Origin of the sequence: Tardiphaga sp. 768_D3_N2_1, from assembly GCF_052076105.1 — a bacterium.
Classification (GTDB): Bacteria; Pseudomonadota; Alphaproteobacteria; order Rhizobiales; family Xanthobacteraceae; genus Tardiphaga.
Window position 1 is genome coordinate 4,138,062 of sequence record NZ_CP197245.1, and the last position, 20,264, is coordinate 4,158,325.

Here is a 20,264-nt window from a genome sequence, read left to right on the forward strand (position 1 = left end):
GGTGCCAATCCGGACATCCATCACAACAGCGTCATGCAGCACGTGGTCGCGGCTCTTCTTTCGACGTTGAAAAGGCGAGCGCCGCATCCGCATGCAGAATCGTTGAATCGAATACCGGAAGATCGATGTGCTCGGGGCCGACCAGCAGGCAGATCTCCGTGCATCCAAGGATCACGCTATCGGCGCCACGCGCTTTTCCGCGTGCGATCGCATCAAGATAAAGGCGGCGCGATTCATCGCGAACAACGCCTTGGCATAGTTCATCGAAGATGATGTCGTGAATAAACGCGCGATCGTCTGCGGCGGGAATGACGGGATCGAGCCCGAAACCTTCGCGCAATCGCGTCACGTAGAAATCCTGCTCCATGGTGTAGCGCGTTGCCAGAAGCAAGGGCCGCTGCAGCCCTGCGGCCTTCACCGCAGCGCCCGTCACGTCGGCAATATGAAGCAGCGGGATTGACACTGCTTGCTGTACTTCGTCGGCAAGTTTGTGCATCGTGTTGGTGCAGATCAGAATGCAGCCAGCACCGCCTCCTTCCAGATCGCGGGCGATGTCAGCAAGAACCTGGCAGGCCTCGTCCCAACGCCTTGCTTCTGCAAGCTCACAATCGCGTCGAAATTGATCGAGCGCATCAGAATATCCGCGGAGTGAAGCCCGCCGAATTCGGCTCGCACCTGCTCATTCAGCCGACGGTAGTAAACCGCAGTACTTTCCCAGCTCATTCCGCCAATCAAACCAATCGTGCGCATTGCCATTGCTCGTTCTGTCCAGTCGATGTGCTTGACGGGAACGATAGCATTGGGACCGCGCAACCCGATTGCGGATCTCGGTCATCATACTCAGTTTACCTGAGAAGAAACTTCATAGTTCGATCGATCGGCGGAATAGGATTTCAAATTTTTCATTCCGCCGCATCAACGTTTCTTCACTCAGTCCTGACAGACCAGAATGATGCAGCGACGTGAAGGCATCGGGATTTGCTGCGCGTCGCACGAAATCTCACTGCCCGAGAAAATACGGAGGTCGACCTGAACCAGCAGTAGAACTCAGTGCAACTCGACACGTATGCGGATTGGCGATTGTCTTGCTCAGAAACAAACGAGGCCGCCTCCTGGAGGGAAAGGCGACCTCGTGGAGCGCGCGAATGCCCTCGCGCCGGTCCATGTGCTCTGGGGAAGAGCACCCTATTTGATCATGCCGCCCGCTTTGGTGTGTGACGACGACATGACACGGCATGTGACAGTTGATCGCATCGACGGTGTATCACTTGTGGTCGCTCGACCTGCCTCCTTCACCGTGAATATGTTTTTGATCGCAGCACACGGTGCGGTTGCTGAATGTTCTGCCTAGGCTTGGCGAGCGTATTGCTCGACGTTCGCGCAGACTATCACGCGGCCTGAGACGCCTCTGTTCAGATCTTCCACGTCGGCTACGCGGCGCGCGAGAACGGCGCGCTGGTTGACATAGCCCTTGTCAGTAATCTCGCCGCCATCGACAGATAACGGCTCTGCCAGCAAGAGCGCGCAAGTCGCATAGGTGGAAGACCCTCCGCCTGCCAACTTCAATTTTGCCAGCCCCTTCTCGATGGACGAACGCACATTTTCGCAACCGAGCACGGCATCGATGCTCGCTGTTTCCGGCAGACCGGACACCGCGCGGCAGGCAGCCAGGTTGGGAACAAGAAGGAAGCGCACATCCTCGCCGCCATGCCCGGCCACGACAATGTCCTGAACCAGTGGCGCTAACGCGGAGATTCCCGCCACGCGCAACGTTCCGACATTGACCCATGTGCCCGATGTCAGCTTGAAATCCTCGGCGATGCGCCCGTCGAACAGTAGGCCCTGCTCCGGATGGGTCGAGTCTGCAAATGCAACGGCATCACCGATCAGATAGAAGCCGTCTGCATCGAAAGCTTTCGCAGTGAGGTCCGGCGCCTTCCAATAGCCCGGCGTCACATTGGGCCCGCGCACCCGCACCTCGAACTTGCCGTCCGATGGCACGAGCTTTAGCTCCGTACCGGGAACCGGTACGCCTATATTGCCCGATCGTGGTGCCTGAAAATGACAATCGGTTGCGAGTGGCGATGTTTCCGTCGATCCCCAGGCGGAAACCATCGGCAACGGGCGTCCGATTGTCTCGATGGAGAGTGTCTCCAGCGCCAACCATGTGCTCTGCGGCAAGGCCGCACCGGCATAAAAGACGAACTTGACCTCGTTGAAGAAGCGCTGTCGTAATCCATCGTCTTTCCGCAGGGCTGCGATAAGCATGTCGAAGCCGCGCGGCACGTTGAAATAGACCGTCGGCATGACGCTCCACAGATTGGCGAGGGATGTCGCGAACAATCCGGGCGCGGGCTTGCCGCTATCGATGTAAAGCGTTCCGCCGCTGCGAAGCACCATATTGAAATTGTGATTTCCTCCAAAGGTATGGCTCCATGGCAACCAGTCGAGAAGGACGAGCTCGCTCTGCGGCGCTTCGAGAAACGGCCAGGTCTGCGCCTTGGCCTGCTGGCTCGAAGTCAACATGCGCTGGGTATTGATGACCGCCTTCGGCGCGCCGGTCGATCCCGACGTGAACAGAAATTTGGCGATCGTATCGGCATTGATCTCTTCGAAAGCACGATAGATGGCCGCGCTGACCGGCGTCGCGACCACATCGCCATATGACCATCCCGCTCCGCCGGCCGCGCCACCGCCGATGACGGTGGCGGCGTGAAACGGGGCGATCGCAGCGAGGGCCGGACCGAACCGCTGCAAATCCGAGACGTAGATGGCACCGGGATCGAGAAGTAGAATTGCGCCACGCAGCTTTTCGAAGTCCTGCGACATCAGCGAATATGCTGGCGAAATCGCAGCAACGGGCACACCGACATGCATCGCTGCCAGGGCTAGGACCGCATGTTCGATGCCGTTGTCCGATAGGACCGCGAGAGGCCGCTGCGCACTCATCTCTTGTGCAAGAATCCAGCTACCCGCGCTGCGCACCCGCCGAAGCGTCTCGGCATAACTCAGCGTCACCCAGGGCAAATCTGGACTGGACCGCTCCGCCAGAAAGGTCCGCTCCGGTGCTTCTTGTGCCCAGTGTTCGAGCCAGTCCCCGACACAACGCGCATAGGGACGCAGCGCTGTATCGGACCGCAGCACGACCGTTCCGTCGGCATGCGGCTCGGCGATTACGGATGGTGTCAGGAAGAATACACCGTGCGTGTCAGATCCATCGCTGCCGCTCGAAGCCATCATTTCTCTCCCCCGTGACACGCCCGCTTTTGTTTTTATTCGGGCTATTCAATTGGTCCCGCCATTTACGGCCCGGATCGGACACGACATCAGTACGTCTCGACATGATAGCGCCCACTGCCGCGCATCACTGTTTTCAGATCCGACCAATCCATCGAAGCGGCGCGGCAGATATCCGCGAACGCCTCTTCGACGCCGCTCTCCATACCTTTCAACCCGCAGATATAAACGTGAGTATGCCCGCTCTGAAGGAGGGACGTGATCGCCGCAGCCTCACTCCGGATTCGATCCTGCACATAGACTCGCGGTTCGCCGGGGACGCGCGAATAACAGAAATGTTTGCCCAGCAAGGCATCCGGGACTTTCTGCAGCGGGCCGAAATAAGGAAGCTCCTCGGGACGGCGCGCACCAAAGAAGAGCAAAAGCCGCCCCGGCGCGTCGGGCATCGCACGACGACGACGCTCGGTGAAACCACGAAATGGCGCTGATCCGGTGCCGGTACAGACCATCAGCACATTTGCGGCGGGATCGTTCGGCAGCAGAAAGGTGGCCCCGAACGGTCCAGTGACCTCAACCTTGGCGCCGCGCGGCAGATCGCACAGGTAATTCGAACACACCCCGTCGGGCTCGCGCTTTACCGTTAGCGCAAGATTGTTGGTGTTCGGCTTCTCACCGTCGCGTGAGCTCGCGATGGAATAGAGCCGCACCTGATGCGGCTTGCCGTCGGCGTCTAGACCCGGCGTAACGATGCCGATGCTCTGGCCCTCGAGGATGGGAAACGGCTGCTCGCCAAAATCCAGGATAATGTGGCGCACATCGGAGTCGGCCGTCGCATGCGTGAGCCGGAAATTGCCGGTCACCGTGGCCAGCGCAGGCTTGCCGCGATTGTAGAGATTGACCGACGCCTTGCTCGATGACGGCGGCGCGACGGGCTTTCCGCCTAGCCCCTTACGAGCTTCTTCGAGCAGTGCACCGATTTCATCTTCCAGCGCCTCGATGGCGCCTGCGCCGGCGTTGTTGTCGGCGATCTCCTCCTGCGCCGGCAAATCGCTCCAGGAGAACTGCTCGTCGAGCGAATACGGCGTCGCAACGACGCGCCAATTGTCGATCGCGCCGGTCGGGCACGGCGAAATGCAGTCCATGCAGTAATTGCAGATTTCGGCATTGACGACATAATTGTTGTCGTCATGCGTCACCGCATCGACCGGGCAGCTCTCCTCGCAGGTATTGCACCTGATGCAGATTTCCGGATCGATCAGGTGCTGTTTGAGAGGCGCATTCATGACAAATCCCGCGCGTGCCATCGAGACCGGCAAGCGGCGAAGTGGCCTTGACGACAGCCCACTCGCCGCATGCAAACGGTGCTAGGCCGCAATCTTCACGTATTCGAAATCGCCGGGCTTGTTGTCGATGCCGACCTTCGGCGCCGAAATCCAGCTGGCGAACTTGCCCGGCTCACTTACCGGCGTCATCAGCGAGGCGATGAAATCACCGTCCTCATCTGACGGCAGATACTCGTTCTTCGCTTTCGCCCAGGCGGCATCGCTCATGATGATCCCCTTCGGGGAGGCGTTCACATCGCGGAATTCGCCGATCTGGCGATGGAACGCGGTGTGAGGTAGATCGAAGCGGAAATTAACGCCAGCCTTCTCGATGATCTTGTTCCAGCGCTCGACGCCCTTGGCGCAATCCGCCGTGTAGTCGTCACGCAGGCGCATATTGAGGGCGGTGAGCGCTGGCTCGTCCACCAGCTTGATTTCACCATCGACGAATTTCAGGACCTGATAGATGTCGTTGGTGAGCTGGTGATCGTCCTCGATCTTGGTCTCCTGGAATCTTCCCTTCAGCCCGGAATTGTAGAAATTCGCGGCATTGGTCGAGACTTCCGAACCGAACAGGTCGAGCGACAGCGAATAATGCAGGTTCATCTTCTTCTGCATGGTCGGCAGATCGATCACGCCAAGCGCGCGGATTCTCTCGATAGCATTGGGATCCTCAATCCCCGCCGCCTTCATCGCTTCGCAGGTTCGCTGCAACACGCGGCCGACACCGGTCTCACCGACGAACATGTGATGCGCTTCTTCCGTCAACATGAAGCGGCAGGTGCGCGACAGCGGATCGAAGCCGGATTGGGCGAGACTCTCCAACTGCATCTTGCCGTCACGATCGGTGAAGAAGGTGAACATGAAGAAGGATAGCCAGTCTGGTGTGGCCTCATTGAATGCACCGAGCATGCGCGGCGCATCGGCATCGCCCGAGCGGCGACGGAGAAGATCGTCGGCCTCCTCGCGTCCGTCGCGGCCGAAATATTTCTGCAGCAGATAGACCATCGCCCAGAGATGGCGCCCCTCTTCCACATTGACCTGGAACAGGTTGCGCAAGTCGTAGAGCGACGGCGCGGTCTGGCCAAGATGACGCTGCTGCTCGACCGAAGCCGGCTCGGTATCGCCCTGGATCACAACGAGGCGGCGGAGCATCGCACGATATTCGCCAGGGACTTCCTGCCAGGCAGGTTCGCCCATATGTCGCCCGAAATTCACCTTGCGCTCGGTATCCTGCGGCGCCAGCAACACGCCCCAGCGGTATTCGGGCATCTTCACATAGTCGAACTTCGCCCAGCCTTTGGGATCGACTGAAATTGCGGTGCGCAGATAAACGAGGGATTCCTGAAAGCCCTCGGGGCCCATGTCGTTCCACCAATCAAGATAGCCGGGATGCCAGCCCTCGAGTGCCTTCAGCACCTGCCGATCCTCGGCGAGATTCACGTTGTTCGGGATCTTCGTGCTGTAATCGACGTTCATGATGTTCATGACTGGGATCTCCCGCTGTATTTCTGATCGTTCGAATTGGGCAAGCCACCGACTTGCATTTGTCTGTTGCGTGACACATTGCGCGCCGTTCCGGTTGCGGGCGCTAGACGCGTGTCATATCGAACTGCGCCTTCTGACCGGTGCCGTAGCGACCAAGCGCCCCGTTCTCGCCGACCGCATTGGGTCGCTGGAAGATCCAGTTCTGCCACGCCGTCAGCCGCGAGAAGATCTTCGATTCCATCGTCTCCGGCCCGACAAAGCGCAGATTGGCTTCCATCCCCGTGAGGCTGTCGGGTGAGAAGCTGCAGCGTTCTTCGAAGAACACGCGCACCTCATCGTCCCAGTCAATGTCATCAAGCGCGAAGGTGACGAGCCCGAGCTGCTCGGCGGTTTCCGCATCGAGCGGCTCACCGATCTTCGCCTCGGCGCGCGTGACATCATCCGGATCGGCCTGGAAGCGCGACTGCAGCCGCGTCAGCCCGTGGCTCATCGGGTAAGGCCCGAAATTCATTGCACTCAATACGATCGCCGGAGGTGCGCGGTTGTCACCCTGCTTCTGGCCGACCAGCATGTAGGAGCGGTCCGCGGCGAAGACCAGTTCGGCCAGCGTGCCGACAAAACACGACCCCGGCTCGACCAGCGTCACCAGCGTGCGCGAAGTCACATCGATGCGCTTCAGCACGCGCTTCCAGTATTGCCGGATCTCGTTGACCAGCCAGTGCGCCTTGTGAGTCTCGAGGAAGGCGTCATGAGCCAGTACATTGGCGCCGTCGCCATGCGACTTGAACACCAGCATGGCTGTCTCAAGTTCATTGATCCGCAGATGCAGAATGGCATCGTCCAGCTCGCGCGCCACCTGCAGCGGCCAGAAGGCGGCGCCCTGCGCGATCAGTCCACCGATATCCGACGGTGCCGGGCCTTCTGGAGCCTTGATGGAGATGGAAGCAATCCGCTCGGCGCGATTGATATCAACATTGACCAGACCGTAACGAATGCCGCCATCGTCGAAGCGGCGTTTCAACGGCGCCAGCTTGAGGCCTTCGCCAGTCCCATTGCGCTTTGACGTCGTCAGGAATTCCTTGGCCCGCTCCGCGACCTTGGCTTCGAGCTTGCTGTTCGGAATGATGTCATCGATCAGCCGCCACGCCACTGCGCGCTTGCCTTTGATGCCTTCCTCGATGGTGCAGAAATAATCTGCATGATCGCGGCGCACCTTGCGCTTGTCGACGACACGCGTCAGGCCGCCGGTGCCTGGCAGCACCGCAAGCAACGGCACTTCCGGCAGCGCCACCGCCGCCGAGCCATCGTCCGCCATGATGATGTGATCGGTAGCCAGCGCGAGTTCGTAACCACCGCCCGCAGCGGTGCCGTTGATCACCGAAATGAAATGCTGACCGGAATTTTCGCTCGAGTCTTCAAAGCCGTTGCGGGTCTCATTGGTGAATTTGCAGAAATTGACCTTGTGGGCGTGGGTCGCGCCGGCCAGCATGCGGATATTGGCGCCAGCGCAGAACACACGGTTCTTGCCGGAGCGCAGCAGCACGACCTTGACCTCGGGATATTCGAAGCGAAGCCGCTGCACGGCATCCGCCAGTTCGATATCGACGCCAAGATCGTAGGAATTCAGTTTGAGCTGATAACCCTCGAACAGACCGCCATTCTCATCGACATCCATGGTGAGCGTTGCCACGTCGCCATCGACACTGAGCTTCCAGTGGCGGTAGCGCGACGGATCGGTTTGGAAGTCGATAAACTTGGCGCCGTTCGAGAGAACGCGTTGCTCTGCGGCCATGCTCCACCCTTTGACAGTCTTGATTTATATGCGCCGTGCGCCTTGGCTATACGCACAATAATTCATAAAATCGGGAGCGCCTAGGAAAATCGGACAAAATCATGCATTTTATTTCATATTCGGATGATATTGATCAGACCCCGCTCGGCCTCGTCGATCACCAGTTGATGCGCGATCGCAGACGCCAGCGCCGCGATGGGAAAGTGCTCGGAAAAGCTTCCGGCAATACCCGCTGGCGGGCGTAGGGCGAGTTCATCGAGTTCGGACAATGCGTCCTGCAACAATCGATGTGCCGCGCGCGGCCGTTGCAGACTGAGTTTCAGATTGGCATTGGCAACCTGAATACAGGCGCGAAGCAGAATCCGGTCGCGCCCTCTTTGCGGCGCGACCTTCCAGACGGCCTCGAGAATTTCGTGAGCCTCCCAGAAGAATCCGGCATCGTTGAGCGCGAGCCCATAACGCAACGCCGGATCGTCCGCCGGAACGACCCCTGCATAACGCATCGGGACCAGTGCCTTGGCCTGCGCGAGCGTGTCGTGATCGGCCTCTGTCTTTCTGTCGAGCCGATGGGGCCAGCGCGGCATCGCGAGATCCGGAGCCCTGACCAAGACCTTGCTGCTCAGGCTGCGCGCAATTCGCCCTCGCCGTGAAACTGCAACAGACGATTGGCGAATTCCGCCACGGCGTTCAGCGTGACCTCAGGGGCTTCGCGATGTGGTGAATGCGCAGCGTGCGGAACGATCGTCACGTCCACCGGGCAATAGCACTCCGTCTCGGCGATCTCGATCTGCTTCATGGTGCCGTAGTGATCGTCCGCGCCCTGCAAAATCTGCACGGGCACACGCAGATAAGCGAGATAGTCGGAAATATCCCAGTCGCGGAACTGCGGATCGAGCCATGCACCATTCCAGCCATAGAACGCGTTGTCGACGTCATCATGCCAGCGCGCCAGCTTTGCTTTCAGATCACCCTGTTCGTAGGCCGTCTTGATGTCGGCGATCGACGTTACGGAAATATCCTCGACGACGAAATGCGGCGCGATCATCGAGACGCCGCGGATGCGATGGTCCTGAATGCCGCCGGCATAGATCGTCGCGATGGATCCGCCATCGGAATGACCGACCAGCAAGCCGCGGCGAAAGCCGATGGCATCGAGCAGCTGCGGCAGCACGTCGAGCGCTTCGACATGCATGTAGTCCAGTGGCCGCGGCAGCGCGACCGGCGTCGATGCGCCGTAACCAGCGCGCGAATAGACGAAAACGCCGGCCCCGGTCGCCGCCTGCAGCTTGTCGGGAAAGTCGCCCCACAGCGCGACCGAGCCCAGACCTTCATGCAGCAGCACAATGGTCGGCGCCACATCCGGTTGCGGACCGATCATGCGGTATTCGAGTTCGGACGCACCGATGGTCAGCCGTCCCGCAGATTTCAATGCGCTCATCTTGTCATCCCCGGTTTCAGGCTGCCGCTCCATCGCGCAGTTTGAAGCGCTGGATTTTTCCGGTCGCGGTCTTGGGAAGGGAATCGACCACCTCGATCCAGCGTGGATACTTCCACGGACCGATCCGTTGCTTGACGTGATCCTTGAGCGAGTCGCGCAGGCCTTCCTGTACAGCATTCGGCTTCAGGACCACGAAGGCCTTTGGCTTCAGCAGCCCCTCGGCGTCGGCGGCCGGCACGACCGCCGCTTCGGATACGGCGGGATGCGCAATCAGCGCGCTCTCCACCTCGAACGGGGAGACCCAGATGCCGGACACCTTGAACATGTCGTCGGCACGCCCGCAGAACGTATAGCGCCCGTCGGCATCGCGCACATATTTGTCGCCGGTGCGCGTCCAATGACCTTCAAAGGTGCGACGACTCTTGCTGCGCTGATTCCAGTATCCCTCACCGGCGGAAGGCGCATCAACGAGCATCTCGCCGATTTCTCCATCGGCGATATCGAGGCCCGCCTCATCGACGAGCCGCACGCGATAGCCTGGCACCGGCCGGCCGGACGTACCGTATTTGATATCGCCGGGAGCATTCGACAGAAAGATATGCAGCAGTTCTGTTGAGCCGACGCCATCGAGAATATCGACGCCGAAACGGCTCTTCCATCCATTCCCCACCGGTTCCGGCAGCGCCTCGCCAGCCGAGGTGCAAATGCGCAGGCGCGGGAGGCGAACTTCCGTTTTGAACGCCTCATCATTCAGCATCGCCGCGAACAATGTCGGCACCCCGAAAAATATACTCGGCTGATAACGGCGCATCAGGCCGAACATGGTGGCCGGCGTCGGGCGCTCCGAATTGAGCACCGTCGTGGCGCCGACCGACATGGGAAATGTCATGGCGTTGCCGAGACCGTAAGCGAAATACAATTTGGCCGCAGACAGCCCGACATCATCCTCGCGGATGCCGAGAACCTGCTTTCCATAGGTCGACGCTGTCGCTTCCAGACTGGCGTGCAGATGGCGAACGCCTTTCGGCATGCCCGTGGATCCGGATGAGTACAACCAGAAGGCCGGTTCGTCCGCATGGGTCGCGACCGTCGTGAAAGTCTTGCTCTCGTCGCTGATTTGATCTGCGAAACTCTTGTGACCTTTGGCATCGCCATTGACGACGATGACGTGTTCAAGATCTGGCAAACGACCAAGCATGTCATCGACCACAGGCAACAGCGCCGCGGAAATGAACAGCACGCGCGCCCGGCAATCGGCCAGCACATAGGCGTATTGTTCTGAGGTCAGCAGCGTATTGAGCGGCACCGGGACGATGCCGGCCCGGATCGCGCCAAGGAACACCACCGGAAAGTCGACGGTGTCGAGCATGATCATCGCGACGCGTTCCTCGCGCCGGACGCCGAGCCGCTTCAGTAGATTGGCCAGTTGGCAGCTTTTTGCCTGCAGGTCGCCATAGGTCAGTTCGGTCACGGTATCGGTGAAGGCAAGCTTGCTGCCGCGGCCCTCATCGATGTTGCGGTCGAGAAGCCAGGTCACCGCATTGTAAGAATTGGACGGCCCACTCATGATGCGTCTGCACCTTGGGCGATTCCACAACCGTTGTTCACGGTGCTCTCCCTGTCGTCTTTTTTGAATTATAATTCATATAAAGTCACCAACTCCGGTTGCTGTCAATCGCATCCGGAATTATCTTTCCTGAAATCCTCGACGAGCACACGCGCCCCATGACCGACCAGGCCGATCCCGAAACCGCCTTTCTTGAACAGCTCGGCCAGCGCGTCCGCACTATGCGCGGCCTGCGCGGCATGTCGCGAAAGGTGCTGGCGAAAGTGTCGGGGATTTCGGAGCGCTACATCGCGCAACTAGAAAGCGGCAAGGGCAACGTATCTATCGTGCTACTGCGCCGGGTGTCCGGCGCCATGGGTGCCCATCTTGAGGATCTCATTCCGGCGGACGAACCGACCACGGAGTGGCCAGTCATTCGCGACCTCGTGCGCAACGCGACACCGAACCAGATCGCCGAGGCCAAGGATGTTCTCGCCGGCCGCGAGCACAGCCCGTTCCAGAATTATATGTCATTCAGCGGCATCGCCCTGATCGGGCTGCGCGGCGCCGGAAAATCGACGCTTGGGAAATTGCTGGCGGACAAGATCGGCTGGAACTTCGTCGAGCTCAACAAGGAGATCGAGCAGCACAACGGACTATCGGTCGCCGAGATCATCGCGCTCTATGGACAGGAAGGCTTTCGCCGCATGGAACAGGCCGCGCTGAACGGCCTGCTGGGACGCAAGGAGCCCATCGTCCTTGCGACCGGCGGCGGCATTGTCTCGGAACCGGTGACTTTCGATCGCGTATTGTCATCGTTCTACACGATCTGGCTTAAGGCCAAGCCCGAGGAGCATATGGCGCGCGTCCGTCGCCAGGGTGACTTGCGCCCGATGGCGGACGACCGCTCCGCCATGCAGGAATTGCGCACGATCCTGCTGAGCCGTGAACCGCTCTATGCCCGCGCCTCCGCCATTGTCGATACGGCCGGCCTCAGCAAGGACAAGGCTGCCGCGCAGCTGGTCGGCGCGGTATCGCGCGTCTTGAACACCAATGCCCAGGCCTTCGGACTGAGAAGCGCTGCGTCGTGACACTGGGCGAGCTTCTGCAGGCGCGCGGCTTCGATCCCGTCGGTGCAATGGCGATCCGCAATACCCTGCATTCCGAGGACGTCTCGAACGATTTTCGCGATCTCGCCGATGTCATCAGCGCCAATGCGCTGCCGATGTATGACCGGATGCAGGACGGACCGCGCATCGCGCATCAGGCCGCCGTGCTCTCCTTTGCCGCAACCGACGGCGGACAGGCGCGCCTGACAAGCCTGCGAACCTTCCTGCTGCGCAAACCGGGAAGTGTTCCCGGCGACATTGTCTATGATTACGACGCCGCGCACCTGCTCCACAGTTTCATAGCACGCGCCACGACGCCCTGTTTTTACGACGCCATTGAGCGGGAAGAGCTCAACGATCTGTTCGGCCGCCTCGTGGTGCAATGGCCGGAGCCGTTGTCCGACAATATTCTTGCGGCCAATGATGATGCATTGACCGTCGTCGTGGCCTGATCACTCAAACGCCGAGATGGCGTTCCAGCACGTCCGGCTGCGCGGCTAATGCCGCTGGCGTTCCGTCGAACACCACGCACCCCTTCGACAGGATCACCATTCGGTCGGCGACTTTCGCGAGACTCCGAAAATCCTTGTCGACGACGATGGTCGCGATGCCCTCGCCCCGAACGATCGCCAGTGTTCGCCAGATCGACTGCGCCACCAGCGGCGCCAAACCTTCGGTGGCCTCATCGATCATGATCATATCGGGATTGGTCATCAGCGCGCGACCAATGGTAAGCATCTGCTGTTCGCCGCCCGACAGTTGATGCCCACCATTATTGCGGCGTTCATGCAGACGCGGAAACAGCTCGAAGATTTTCGACAGGGTCCAGGATTGACGCCCGTGATTGCCTGGTCGCGCAGCCATCACCAGATTTTCGGTCACCGACAGCGATCCGAAAATACCTCGGCCCTCCGGCACCAGCGCCATGCCGCATCGCGCGATCGTTTCGGGCGCTGCATTGCGGATATCGCGGCCGTGGAAGCGCAGATCGCCACGGCAAAGGGGCATCAATCCCATCAGCGAACGCAGCAGCGTGGTCTTGCCCATGCCGTTGCGACCGATCAACGCCACCTGCTCTCCCGGTGCGAAGACCAGATCGACGCCATGCAGAATCTGGCTGGCCCCGTAAAAGGCATCGAGCTTCTCCATCTCGAGCAACGCCGTCATGCGATGCCTCCGTCAGCACCGAGATAGGCGGCGCGCACGCCGGGATCCACGCGCACGTCCTGCGGCAAGCCTGTGGCGATGACACGGCCGTCCTGCATCACCGTCAACCGGTCTGCAAGCTCGAACACGGCGTCCATGTCGTGTTCCACCACCAGCACCGTACGGTCGGTCTTCAGCGACGCAATCAATCCGATGATACCCCGCGCTTCCGATGGCCCCATGCCGGCCAGTGGCTCGTCGAGCAAAATGACCCGCGGATTGGTCGCCAGCACCATCGCGATTTCGAGCTGGCGCTGTTCGCCGTGACTCAGTTTGTCGGCAATGATCTGCGACCGTGCAGATAACCCGACCCGGTCGATCGCATCGGTGACCAGCTGGAGATATGGCCGGTCGCATCGCGTGCCGCCAAACATCCGGAGCGGCGTAGTTGAACGAGCCTGCGCTGCAAGACGAACATTCTCGTGCACGCTGAATTGTGCAAACAACGTCGTCTTCTGATAGGCGCGGCCGAGGCCAGCACGCGCGCGGCGGTCCGGCGACAACAACGTGATATCCGCACCATTCAGCAGGACCTCACCCGAGGTTGGCAGAAGTTCGCCGGCCAGCAGATTGATCAGTGTGGATTTTCCGGCGCCGTTCGGGCCGATCACAGCATGGATCTCGCCCGCGCGAATGTCGATCGACACATCGGAGACAGCCAGCAGTCCTCCGAAGCGCTTCTGCAATCCAGCAGCACGCAGCGCAACGTCATGCATGACGAGCCTCCGCAGCTGCAGGCTTGATCTCGGCCGCGCGTTGCGGCGACACCCCGAACACCATCGACCAGATCTGCCGGACACCATTGGGCAGCAGGATGACGATGCCAATGATGATCAAGCCTTCGACAAGCTTCCAGTTGTCGAGATGCGCCTTCAACACTTCTTCCATGCCGATCAAAACCAGCGCACCGACCAGCGGCCCGGTGACCGAGCGCAGGCCACCGATCAGCACCATGACCAGGATTGTCGCCGACTGGTGCCATCCCAGCATCTGCGGCGCGACGAAGCCGAACTGGGCCGCGGCCAGATAACCGGCAAGGCCGGCCAGCGCGCCGGATAGGGTGAATGCCGTCAGGCGGAGGCGAAAGATCGGAAAGCCGAGCGACCGCGCCCGCCGCTCATTGTCCCGGGCTGCCGCCAGCGCCCGCCCGAAAGGTGAGCGAACCACTATCGTAAGCAGAGCGATCACGCCAACCAGGAAACCCAGCACGACAAAGTAGAAAGTCATGGGCTTGTCGAGATCGAGCAATTGGCGGCCGGCAATGGCGATCTCGGGCCGGATGTTGATGGAGATGCCATCCGATCCGCCCGCGAATTTGGTATCGTGGAAGAAGAAGAACAGCATCTCGCCAAAGGCAAGCGTCACCATGATGAAATAGACGCCGCGGGTACGCAGCACCAGCCCGCCAATCAGCAGGGCCGCGGTGCCGGAGCACAGGATCGCAACCGGAAGCGTCGTTAACAGCGACGCCGCATCATAACGAGGCGACAACAGCGCAAGTACGTATCCGGCAAGGCCGAAAAAGGCAGCATGGCAAAGGCTCACCAGACCGCCATGGCCGACCACGAGATTCAGTGACATGGCCAGCATGCCCATGATGAGCGCCTTGGCAAAGAATTGCGTGTAATAGGTCGATACATAGAATGGCAGCGCAATCGCCATTGCCAGACAGGCGACACCGAACAATCGGACCCGCAGATTGGGCATGCTCATATCAAGCATCCTGGCGTCCGAGAATTCCACTCGGCCGCCACAGCAACACAACTGCCATCAACACATAGATCAGAATGCTGGACACGCTGGGAAAGAACACCTTTCCGAACGTATCTGTGAGGCCGATCAGCAGTGCACCGACGGCTGCACCAGCGACCGAACCGATGCCGCCGAGCACGACCACGACAAAGGACAGGATCAGCATGCCGTCCCCCATGCCGGGAAACACTGTCGAGATCGGCGCGATCAGGATGCCGCCGAGCGCCGCCAGCGCGATGCCGGCAGCGAAGACGTAACGATTGACCCGGTCGAACTTGATGCCGAGCACGCGCGCCATCTCGCGATTTTCCGAACCCGCCCGCACGATCATGCCGATTTTGGTGCGCGCGATCACGAAGAAGATGACGAGCGCCGCCATCAGGCAGAATACACAGATCGCCAGCCGGTAAACCGGATAGGACAGGTTATCGGTCAACTGGATCGATCCCGACAACCACGCCGGTGGAGCGACCGCGTGCACGTCCTTGCCGAACAACACCTGCCTGATTTCATCGATGACCAGGATGAGGCCGAAGCTGAGCAGCACCTGTGCCAGATGATCCCGGCCATAGAGAAGACGAACGAAAACGGTCTCAAGCAGAATGCCGACGACAAAAGCAACCAGCACGCCGCCAAGCAGGGCGACGACAAAACTGCCGGTCATCAACGTGATCCAGTAAGCCAGATAAGCGCCGAGCATATAGAAGGCGCCATGGGCGAGATTGATGACTCCCAGGATGCCGAACACCAGTGTCAGACCGCTCGCGACAAGGAACAGAACCGCGCCGTACTGAACCGCATTCAGCAACTGAACGCCTAGTGTGATGAAGTCCATCAGATCAATCCAACCATGTCGGGCCACATTCGGTCATCGGCACAGTTAGGCATGAGGCCACGTCTGACTGCGCCGCGGCATTTCCGTCACCGAAGGCGTCACGCGCAACAGGCTTCGACGACCCGATCTCCATCGACTGACCGCGCAACGATGCTTCAGGTCAACTTGCAGCCCCGCGCGGGGTCGTCGACATTGGCTTGGGCGATCGAGATCATCTCGTTCCGCCCGTTGCGAACCTCGCGCAGATAGATGTTCTGGATCGGGTTATGCGCCTTGTTGAAAGACAATGGCCCGCGAGGGCTGTCGATCTTCGCAGCCCCCATCGCCGCGATCATCTTGTCGCGCGCATTGAAGTCGCCGCCGACAGCTGTCAGCCCGATATCCAGCAGCGCCGCGCCATCATAGCCCTGTACGGCGTAGATATCGCCGTCCTTGCCTGTCTTGGCCTTGAAAGCCTTGAGGAAGGCGAGATTGGCGGGATTGTCGAGATTGTCCGCGTAATGCAGCGTCGTCCTGATGCCCTTGGCGGCTTCGCCCTGCGCTTCGATGGTACCGTCGGTGAGAAAGCCTGCGCCATAAAGCGGGATGGTCTTGTTCAGACCCGCCGCCGCATAGTCCTTGACGAACTTCACCGCGCCACCGCCTGCAAAGAAGCTGAACACGGCATCCGGCTTCAACTGCGCGATCTGCGTGATCAGTGCCTGAAATTCCACCTCTGGAAATGGCACCGTCAGGTCCGCGACGATCTTGCCGCCGTTCTTGGTGAAGTTTTCAGCGAAGGCCCCGATCATCTCGGCACCAGCCGTATAACGCCATGTGATAGTGACCACGTTCTTGATACCGGCATCGGCCATCACCTTGCCCATCGGGTAGGTGCTCTGCCAGTTCGAGAACGAGGTGCGGAAGATGTTCGGCGCGCAGGCGGGACCAGTCGCGTCATTGGCGCCGGCATTCGGAATGATCAGCAGCGTCTTGGTATCGCGCGCAACCTTGACCATGGCCATGGCCACACCCGAGTGGACCGTGCCGACAACCACGTCAGCCTTCTCGCGGCCGACCAGCCGGTTCATGTTGTCGGTGGCTGCCTCCGGCTTCGATTCATCGTCCACCTGCACGAACGCAATGTCGCGCCCGCCGAGCTTGCCGCCCTTTTGTTCGACATAGAGGCGGAAGCCGTCATCGATGAACTGGCCGAGCTTCGCATAGGTCCCCGTGTAGGGAAGCATCATCCCCACCTTCAACGGCGCGTTTTGCGCGATGGCCGGGCTATGAAGCGGCGACGTAACAATGAACGTTGCAGCGCCGGCGGTCCCGGACAGCATGGCGCGCCGCGTCAGCGGACGCAGAAATCCCTTGGTGATCATCAACTCGCCTCCCCTCGGAATAATTGATGGCCGGTTGGCCCGGCCTAACAATGCAGACTAACGCCCGGCGGGAGCATTGCCCTCCGCTCGCGTTATCGTCCCTGCAGCATAATGCACGAAATTGAGGAAGATCAAGAATTATAATTCATAATTGGTAGCCAGTAGCCACGCTCATTCAAATCAGTCGCTGTTGACCAGCATGGAGGCCGCCGGCGTTGCCGGCGCATAGTTGCGCAGGGCCGCAAGAATGGAACGGGCTCCGCGCCGCGCGCCTTCGGTCTGCACCCAGATCAGCGACAGGATAAGTTCAAGCCCGGGATCAACCGGCAGCGCCACGAGGCGTGCATCGAACGAGACGAGCGCGCTTTCGGGGAGTACTGACACGAAGCCGAAATCCAGCATCAGATTGGCGATGATCGGAATCGAGTCGATTTCTGTGATTGTCAGCGCATCGATCTCTGCCTGCGGCAGCAATTGCGCGAGCAGTCTGTGGGCGGCTTGCCCGAGGCCGGTACGTCGACTGGGTAGCGCAAGCGGTTGCTGCCGAAGCACCCGCGTAACATCAGGCTGGTCACCGAGCACCTCGCGCGCGCCGACGACCACAAGCTTCGAACGCACCAGGGCACGCGACGACACATCGGCAGGGATCGTATCGCTGTCGATCAGCGCCACATCGCAGCGCTTGTCCTTCAGGCCGGTGAGCAGATCCTCTGCCGTGCCATTGGTGACAAATAGCGGCTGCGTCGGCCGATCCCGTTGCCAGGCAGCGACGAGAAAGGCCAGCAGCCGCGCGACATTGCTTTCATGACCGAGCGGCATCACCGCCCCCAGCCTGATGGTGGCATTGGTCGAACGGAAACGTTCGCGCGCACGCCGTGACAGTCGCTGCATGGTTTTTTCAAGTTCGGCCAGCGACGTGACCAACAACTGGCATGCCGGTGTCGGCGTGACACCGATACGGGAGCGATGAAACAACACGCTGCGAAGTTCATCTTCAACGCGTGCGATCTGTCGCGCGAGTTGCGGCTGACCGAGACGGATGATGCGTGCGGCACGACGAACGCTGCCGGTTTCCGCAACCAATGCGACACGCTGCAAGGCCGTGAGACTGACATCACACTCGGCGCAGAAAGCCCGTGCTGCATCGCCTGCCTTGTCGGGCGCGATCATCCGCATCGCGATATCCGCTGCCGCTTCAATCTCATCCAGCATGCGCCGCGCCTCGAGCGTGAGAAAGCTCGCGGCACCCACGCGATTCAACAGCGGTGCCGCAATGGAGCGCTCGAACCGCTTCACCGCTGCCGAGAGCGTACTGGGTGCGCGTCCAAGTTGGCGCGCGGCTTCGCGCACATTGCCGCAGCGAAGCACCGCCGCTGTCATCACCAGAGTTGCGATGTCCATTCCATTATTGTCCGGGTCTGTAGTCGAATTTTTCTGCGCTGCAGCGAGAGCGTATAGGATGTCCATGAAATGGGATATCCCCCCATTGCACAATTGCGCTAGCCTTCATGACAGGGATCGCGGAGCCAGACGCCGAGCTGGTTTGTCCGCGCCAATGGAGGTGTTGATGAAAGCAATGATCGTTGCCGCCGGGCTCCTGGCTTTGGCCAGTCCCGCATTCGCTCAAACCCAGGAGCCGCTGAAGTCGGCGATCGACTCGACCTTCGCGCCGCATGCGATGCCCAAACTGTCGGGCGGGCTCGAAGGCTTCAATATCGACGTCGTTGATGAGATGTCGAAGCGCATCAAGCGCCCGATCACAGTGGAAGGCGCGCAATTCGCCGGCCTCCTTCCGGCGCTTCAGGCCGGCACCTACGACTTTCTCGCCGCTGTAGTCACCGTCACGCCCGAGCGCGCGCAGCAATTGCTGTTCATGGAAGGCTTCGTCGATGCCGACTATCGCTTCATGACGCTGGCTTCGGCACCGCCGATCACCAAGCTCGAAGATCTCTCCGGCAAGACCATCGCCGTGCAGAAAGGCGCGATCTACGAGAAATGGGTCAACGACAATGCTGCCAAATATGGCTGGAAGTCGGAATCCTTCGCGACCAGCACCGACGCGGCGCAAGCCGTGCTCGCCGGCCGTGCCGACGCCAACATCTCGGCTGCCACCGTCGTCGCCTGGATCGTGAAGAACAATCCGCGACTGAAGAATGCCTATCTCTATAAGACCGGCCTCGTCTGGAGCATGCCCCTGCGCAACGGCAATACCGAATTGCGCAACAAGCTCGAAGACGCGCTGGTCTGCATGAAGCAGGACGGCACGCTGAAGAAACTCTACGTGAAGTGGTTCGGTGTCGAGCCGGAGGCCGGTTCGGCGACTACCACCATCTATCCGGGCTATGGCGCACCAGGCGTCGCCGGCTATGACGCGACCGAGCAGAAGCCGACCTGTTCATGAGTTCGGCTGCAGCAGCGCCCAAGTCTTTTTCGCCCATGTCGCGCTATTTGCTCGAAGCACGCGGCGTCCGGAAGAGCTTCGGCCCAACCGAAGTTCTGAAGGGCGTCGATCTCCTGGTCGAGCCGGGCAAGCTGGTCTTTCTGATCGGCCCATCCGGCTCGGGCAAGAGTACCTTGCTGCGCTGCTGCAATCGTCTGGAGGAGCCGGATGGCGGCTCCATCATCATGGACAATGTCGATCTCTTGTCGCCGCGCACCGATATCAACGCGGCGCGGCGACAGATCGGCATGGTGTTCCAGAGCTTCAATCTCTATCCGCACCTCACGGTGCAGAAGAACATCACGCTGGCCCTGCGCAAGGTCGCCGGTATGAGCACCGCCGACGCCAATGCCCGTGCCGCGGAGATGCTGGCGCTAGTGGGCCTGCCCGACAAGGCGGCTGCCTATCCCGCGCAACTCTCCGGCGGCCAGCAGCAACGCATTGGCATCGCGCGTTCGCTTGCGCTCAATCCCAAGATCATCCTGATGGACGAGCCGACCTCGGCGCTCGATCCGGAACTGGTCGGCAGCGTGCTCGCCGTCGTGAAGGACTTGCGCGACCGCGGCATCACCATGGTCATCGCCAGCCATGAAATGAATTTCGCCCGCGAAGCCGCCGACAAGGTCGTCTTCCTCGATGGCGGCCTCGTCATCGAGGAAGGCAGCGCCGAAGACATTTTCCTGCGTCCGCAGGAAGAACGTACCAAACGTTTTCTCGCGCAGATCAGGCACTAGG

17 protein-coding genes and 1 pseudogene are annotated in these 20,264 nt (G+C 60.3%); 4 read left to right on the forward strand and 14 right to left on the reverse strand.

Going from position 1 to position 20,264, the window contains the following annotated elements; genetic code table 11:
* Positions 1–31: 31 nt before the first annotated feature.
* From AB8A27_RS19435 to AB8A27_RS19470, 8 genes and pseudogenes are all read right to left on the reverse strand, one after another.
* Positions 32–756, reverse strand: a pseudogene (locus AB8A27_RS19435) (aspartate/glutamate racemase family protein).
* A 591-nt stretch (positions 757–1,347) separates the two neighbouring features.
* Entirely contained in the window at positions 1,348–3,240 is a 1,893-nt protein-coding gene (locus tag AB8A27_RS19440; RefSeq protein WP_441243326.1) for a feruloyl-CoA synthase, read from the reverse strand.
* A gap of 86 nt (positions 3,241–3,326) precedes the next feature.
* Complete coding sequence (gene boxA, locus AB8A27_RS19445; protein WP_441243327.1) at positions 3,327–4,520, reverse strand: benzoyl-CoA 2,3-epoxidase subunit BoxA; 1,194 nt, start codon at positions 4,518–4,520, stop codon at positions 3,327–3,329.
* A gap of 81 nt (positions 4,521–4,601) precedes the next feature.
* Positions 4,602–6,047 (reverse strand): benzoyl-CoA 2,3-epoxidase subunit BoxB, encoded by a 1,446-nt coding sequence (gene boxB, locus AB8A27_RS19450; RefSeq protein WP_441243328.1) that lies wholly within the window; start codon positions 6,045–6,047, stop codon positions 4,602–4,604.
* Positions 6,048–6,150: 103 nt separating this feature from the next.
* Positions 6,151–7,839 (reverse strand): 2,3-epoxybenzoyl-CoA dihydrolase, encoded by a 1,689-nt coding sequence (boxC, locus tag AB8A27_RS19455; protein WP_441243329.1) that lies wholly within the window; start codon positions 7,837–7,839, stop codon positions 6,151–6,153.
* 113 nt (positions 7,840–7,952) lie between these two features.
* A complete protein-coding gene (locus AB8A27_RS19460) occupies positions 7,953–8,423 on the reverse strand; it encodes a DUF309 domain-containing protein (RefSeq protein ID WP_441243330.1) in 471 nt (156 codons plus the stop codon).
* Between the two features lie 35 nt (positions 8,424–8,458).
* Positions 8,459–9,277 carry an alpha/beta fold hydrolase gene (locus AB8A27_RS19465; RefSeq protein ID WP_441243331.1) on the reverse strand — a complete coding sequence of 273 codons (819 nt, stop codon included), beginning with the start codon at positions 9,275–9,277 and terminating at the stop codon, positions 8,459–8,461.
* Positions 9,278–9,293: 16 nt separating this feature from the next.
* A complete protein-coding gene (locus AB8A27_RS19470) occupies positions 9,294–10,844 on the reverse strand; it encodes a benzoate-CoA ligase family protein (protein WP_441243332.1) in 1,551 nt (516 codons plus the stop codon).
* Positions 10,845–11,002: 158 nt separating this feature from the next.
* Between AB8A27_RS19470 and AB8A27_RS19475 the strand changes: the two genes are divergently transcribed.
* Positions 11,003–11,914 (forward strand): helix-turn-helix transcriptional regulator, encoded by a 912-nt coding sequence (locus AB8A27_RS19475; RefSeq protein ID WP_441243333.1) that lies wholly within the window; start codon positions 11,003–11,005, stop codon positions 11,912–11,914.
* The gene (locus AB8A27_RS19480; RefSeq protein WP_441243334.1) at positions 11,911–12,384 is read left to right on the forward strand and encodes a hypothetical protein; all 474 of its coding nucleotides are present in this window, start codon (positions 11,911–11,913) and stop codon (positions 12,382–12,384) included. Before AB8A27_RS19475 ends, AB8A27_RS19480 begins: the two co-directional genes overlap by 4 nt.
* Positions 12,385–12,388: 4 nt before the next feature.
* On the opposite strand, the gene AB8A27_RS19485 is transcribed toward AB8A27_RS19480, so the two are convergent.
* From AB8A27_RS19485 to AB8A27_RS19510, 6 genes are all read right to left on the reverse strand, one after another.
* The gene (locus AB8A27_RS19485; protein ID WP_441243335.1) at positions 12,389–13,099 is read right to left on the reverse strand and encodes an ABC transporter ATP-binding protein; all 711 of its coding nucleotides are present in this window, start codon (positions 13,097–13,099) and stop codon (positions 12,389–12,391) included.
* Positions 13,096–13,854 (reverse strand): ABC transporter ATP-binding protein, encoded by a 759-nt coding sequence (locus tag AB8A27_RS19490; RefSeq protein WP_441243336.1) that lies wholly within the window; start codon positions 13,852–13,854, stop codon positions 13,096–13,098. Before AB8A27_RS19490 ends, AB8A27_RS19485 begins: the two co-directional genes overlap by 4 nt.
* Complete coding sequence (locus tag AB8A27_RS19495; protein WP_441243337.1) at positions 13,847–14,851, reverse strand: branched-chain amino acid ABC transporter permease; 1,005 nt, start codon at positions 14,849–14,851, stop codon at positions 13,847–13,849. Before AB8A27_RS19495 ends, AB8A27_RS19490 begins: the two co-directional genes overlap by 8 nt.
* 1 nt (position 14,852) lies before the next feature.
* Positions 14,853–15,725 carry a branched-chain amino acid ABC transporter permease gene (locus tag AB8A27_RS19500; protein ID WP_441243338.1) on the reverse strand — a complete coding sequence of 291 codons (873 nt, stop codon included), beginning with the start codon at positions 15,723–15,725 and terminating at the stop codon, positions 14,853–14,855.
* A 155-nt stretch (positions 15,726–15,880) separates the two neighbouring features.
* Positions 15,881–17,089: an ABC transporter substrate-binding protein gene (locus AB8A27_RS19505; RefSeq protein WP_441243339.1), complete on the reverse strand. Its 1,209-nt coding sequence runs from the start codon at positions 17,087–17,089 to the stop codon at positions 15,881–15,883.
* 180 nt (positions 17,090–17,269) lie between these two features.
* On the reverse strand, positions 17,270–18,490 hold the full coding sequence (locus tag AB8A27_RS19510) for a LysR family transcriptional regulator (protein ID WP_441243340.1): 1,221 nt from the start codon (positions 18,488–18,490) through the stop codon (positions 17,270–17,272).
* A gap of 166 nt (positions 18,491–18,656) precedes the next feature.
* On the opposite strand from AB8A27_RS19510, the gene AB8A27_RS19515 reads away from it, so the two are divergent.
* Positions 18,657–19,490 (forward strand): transporter substrate-binding domain-containing protein, encoded by an 834-nt coding sequence (locus AB8A27_RS19515; protein ID WP_439091578.1) that lies wholly within the window; start codon positions 18,657–18,659, stop codon positions 19,488–19,490.
* Complete coding sequence (locus tag AB8A27_RS19520) at positions 19,487–20,263, forward strand: amino acid ABC transporter ATP-binding protein (RefSeq protein ID WP_441243341.1); 777 nt, start codon at positions 19,487–19,489, stop codon at positions 20,261–20,263. The genes AB8A27_RS19515 and AB8A27_RS19520 overlap by 4 nt, the downstream gene beginning before the upstream one ends.
* Position 20,264 lies beyond the last annotated feature (1 nt).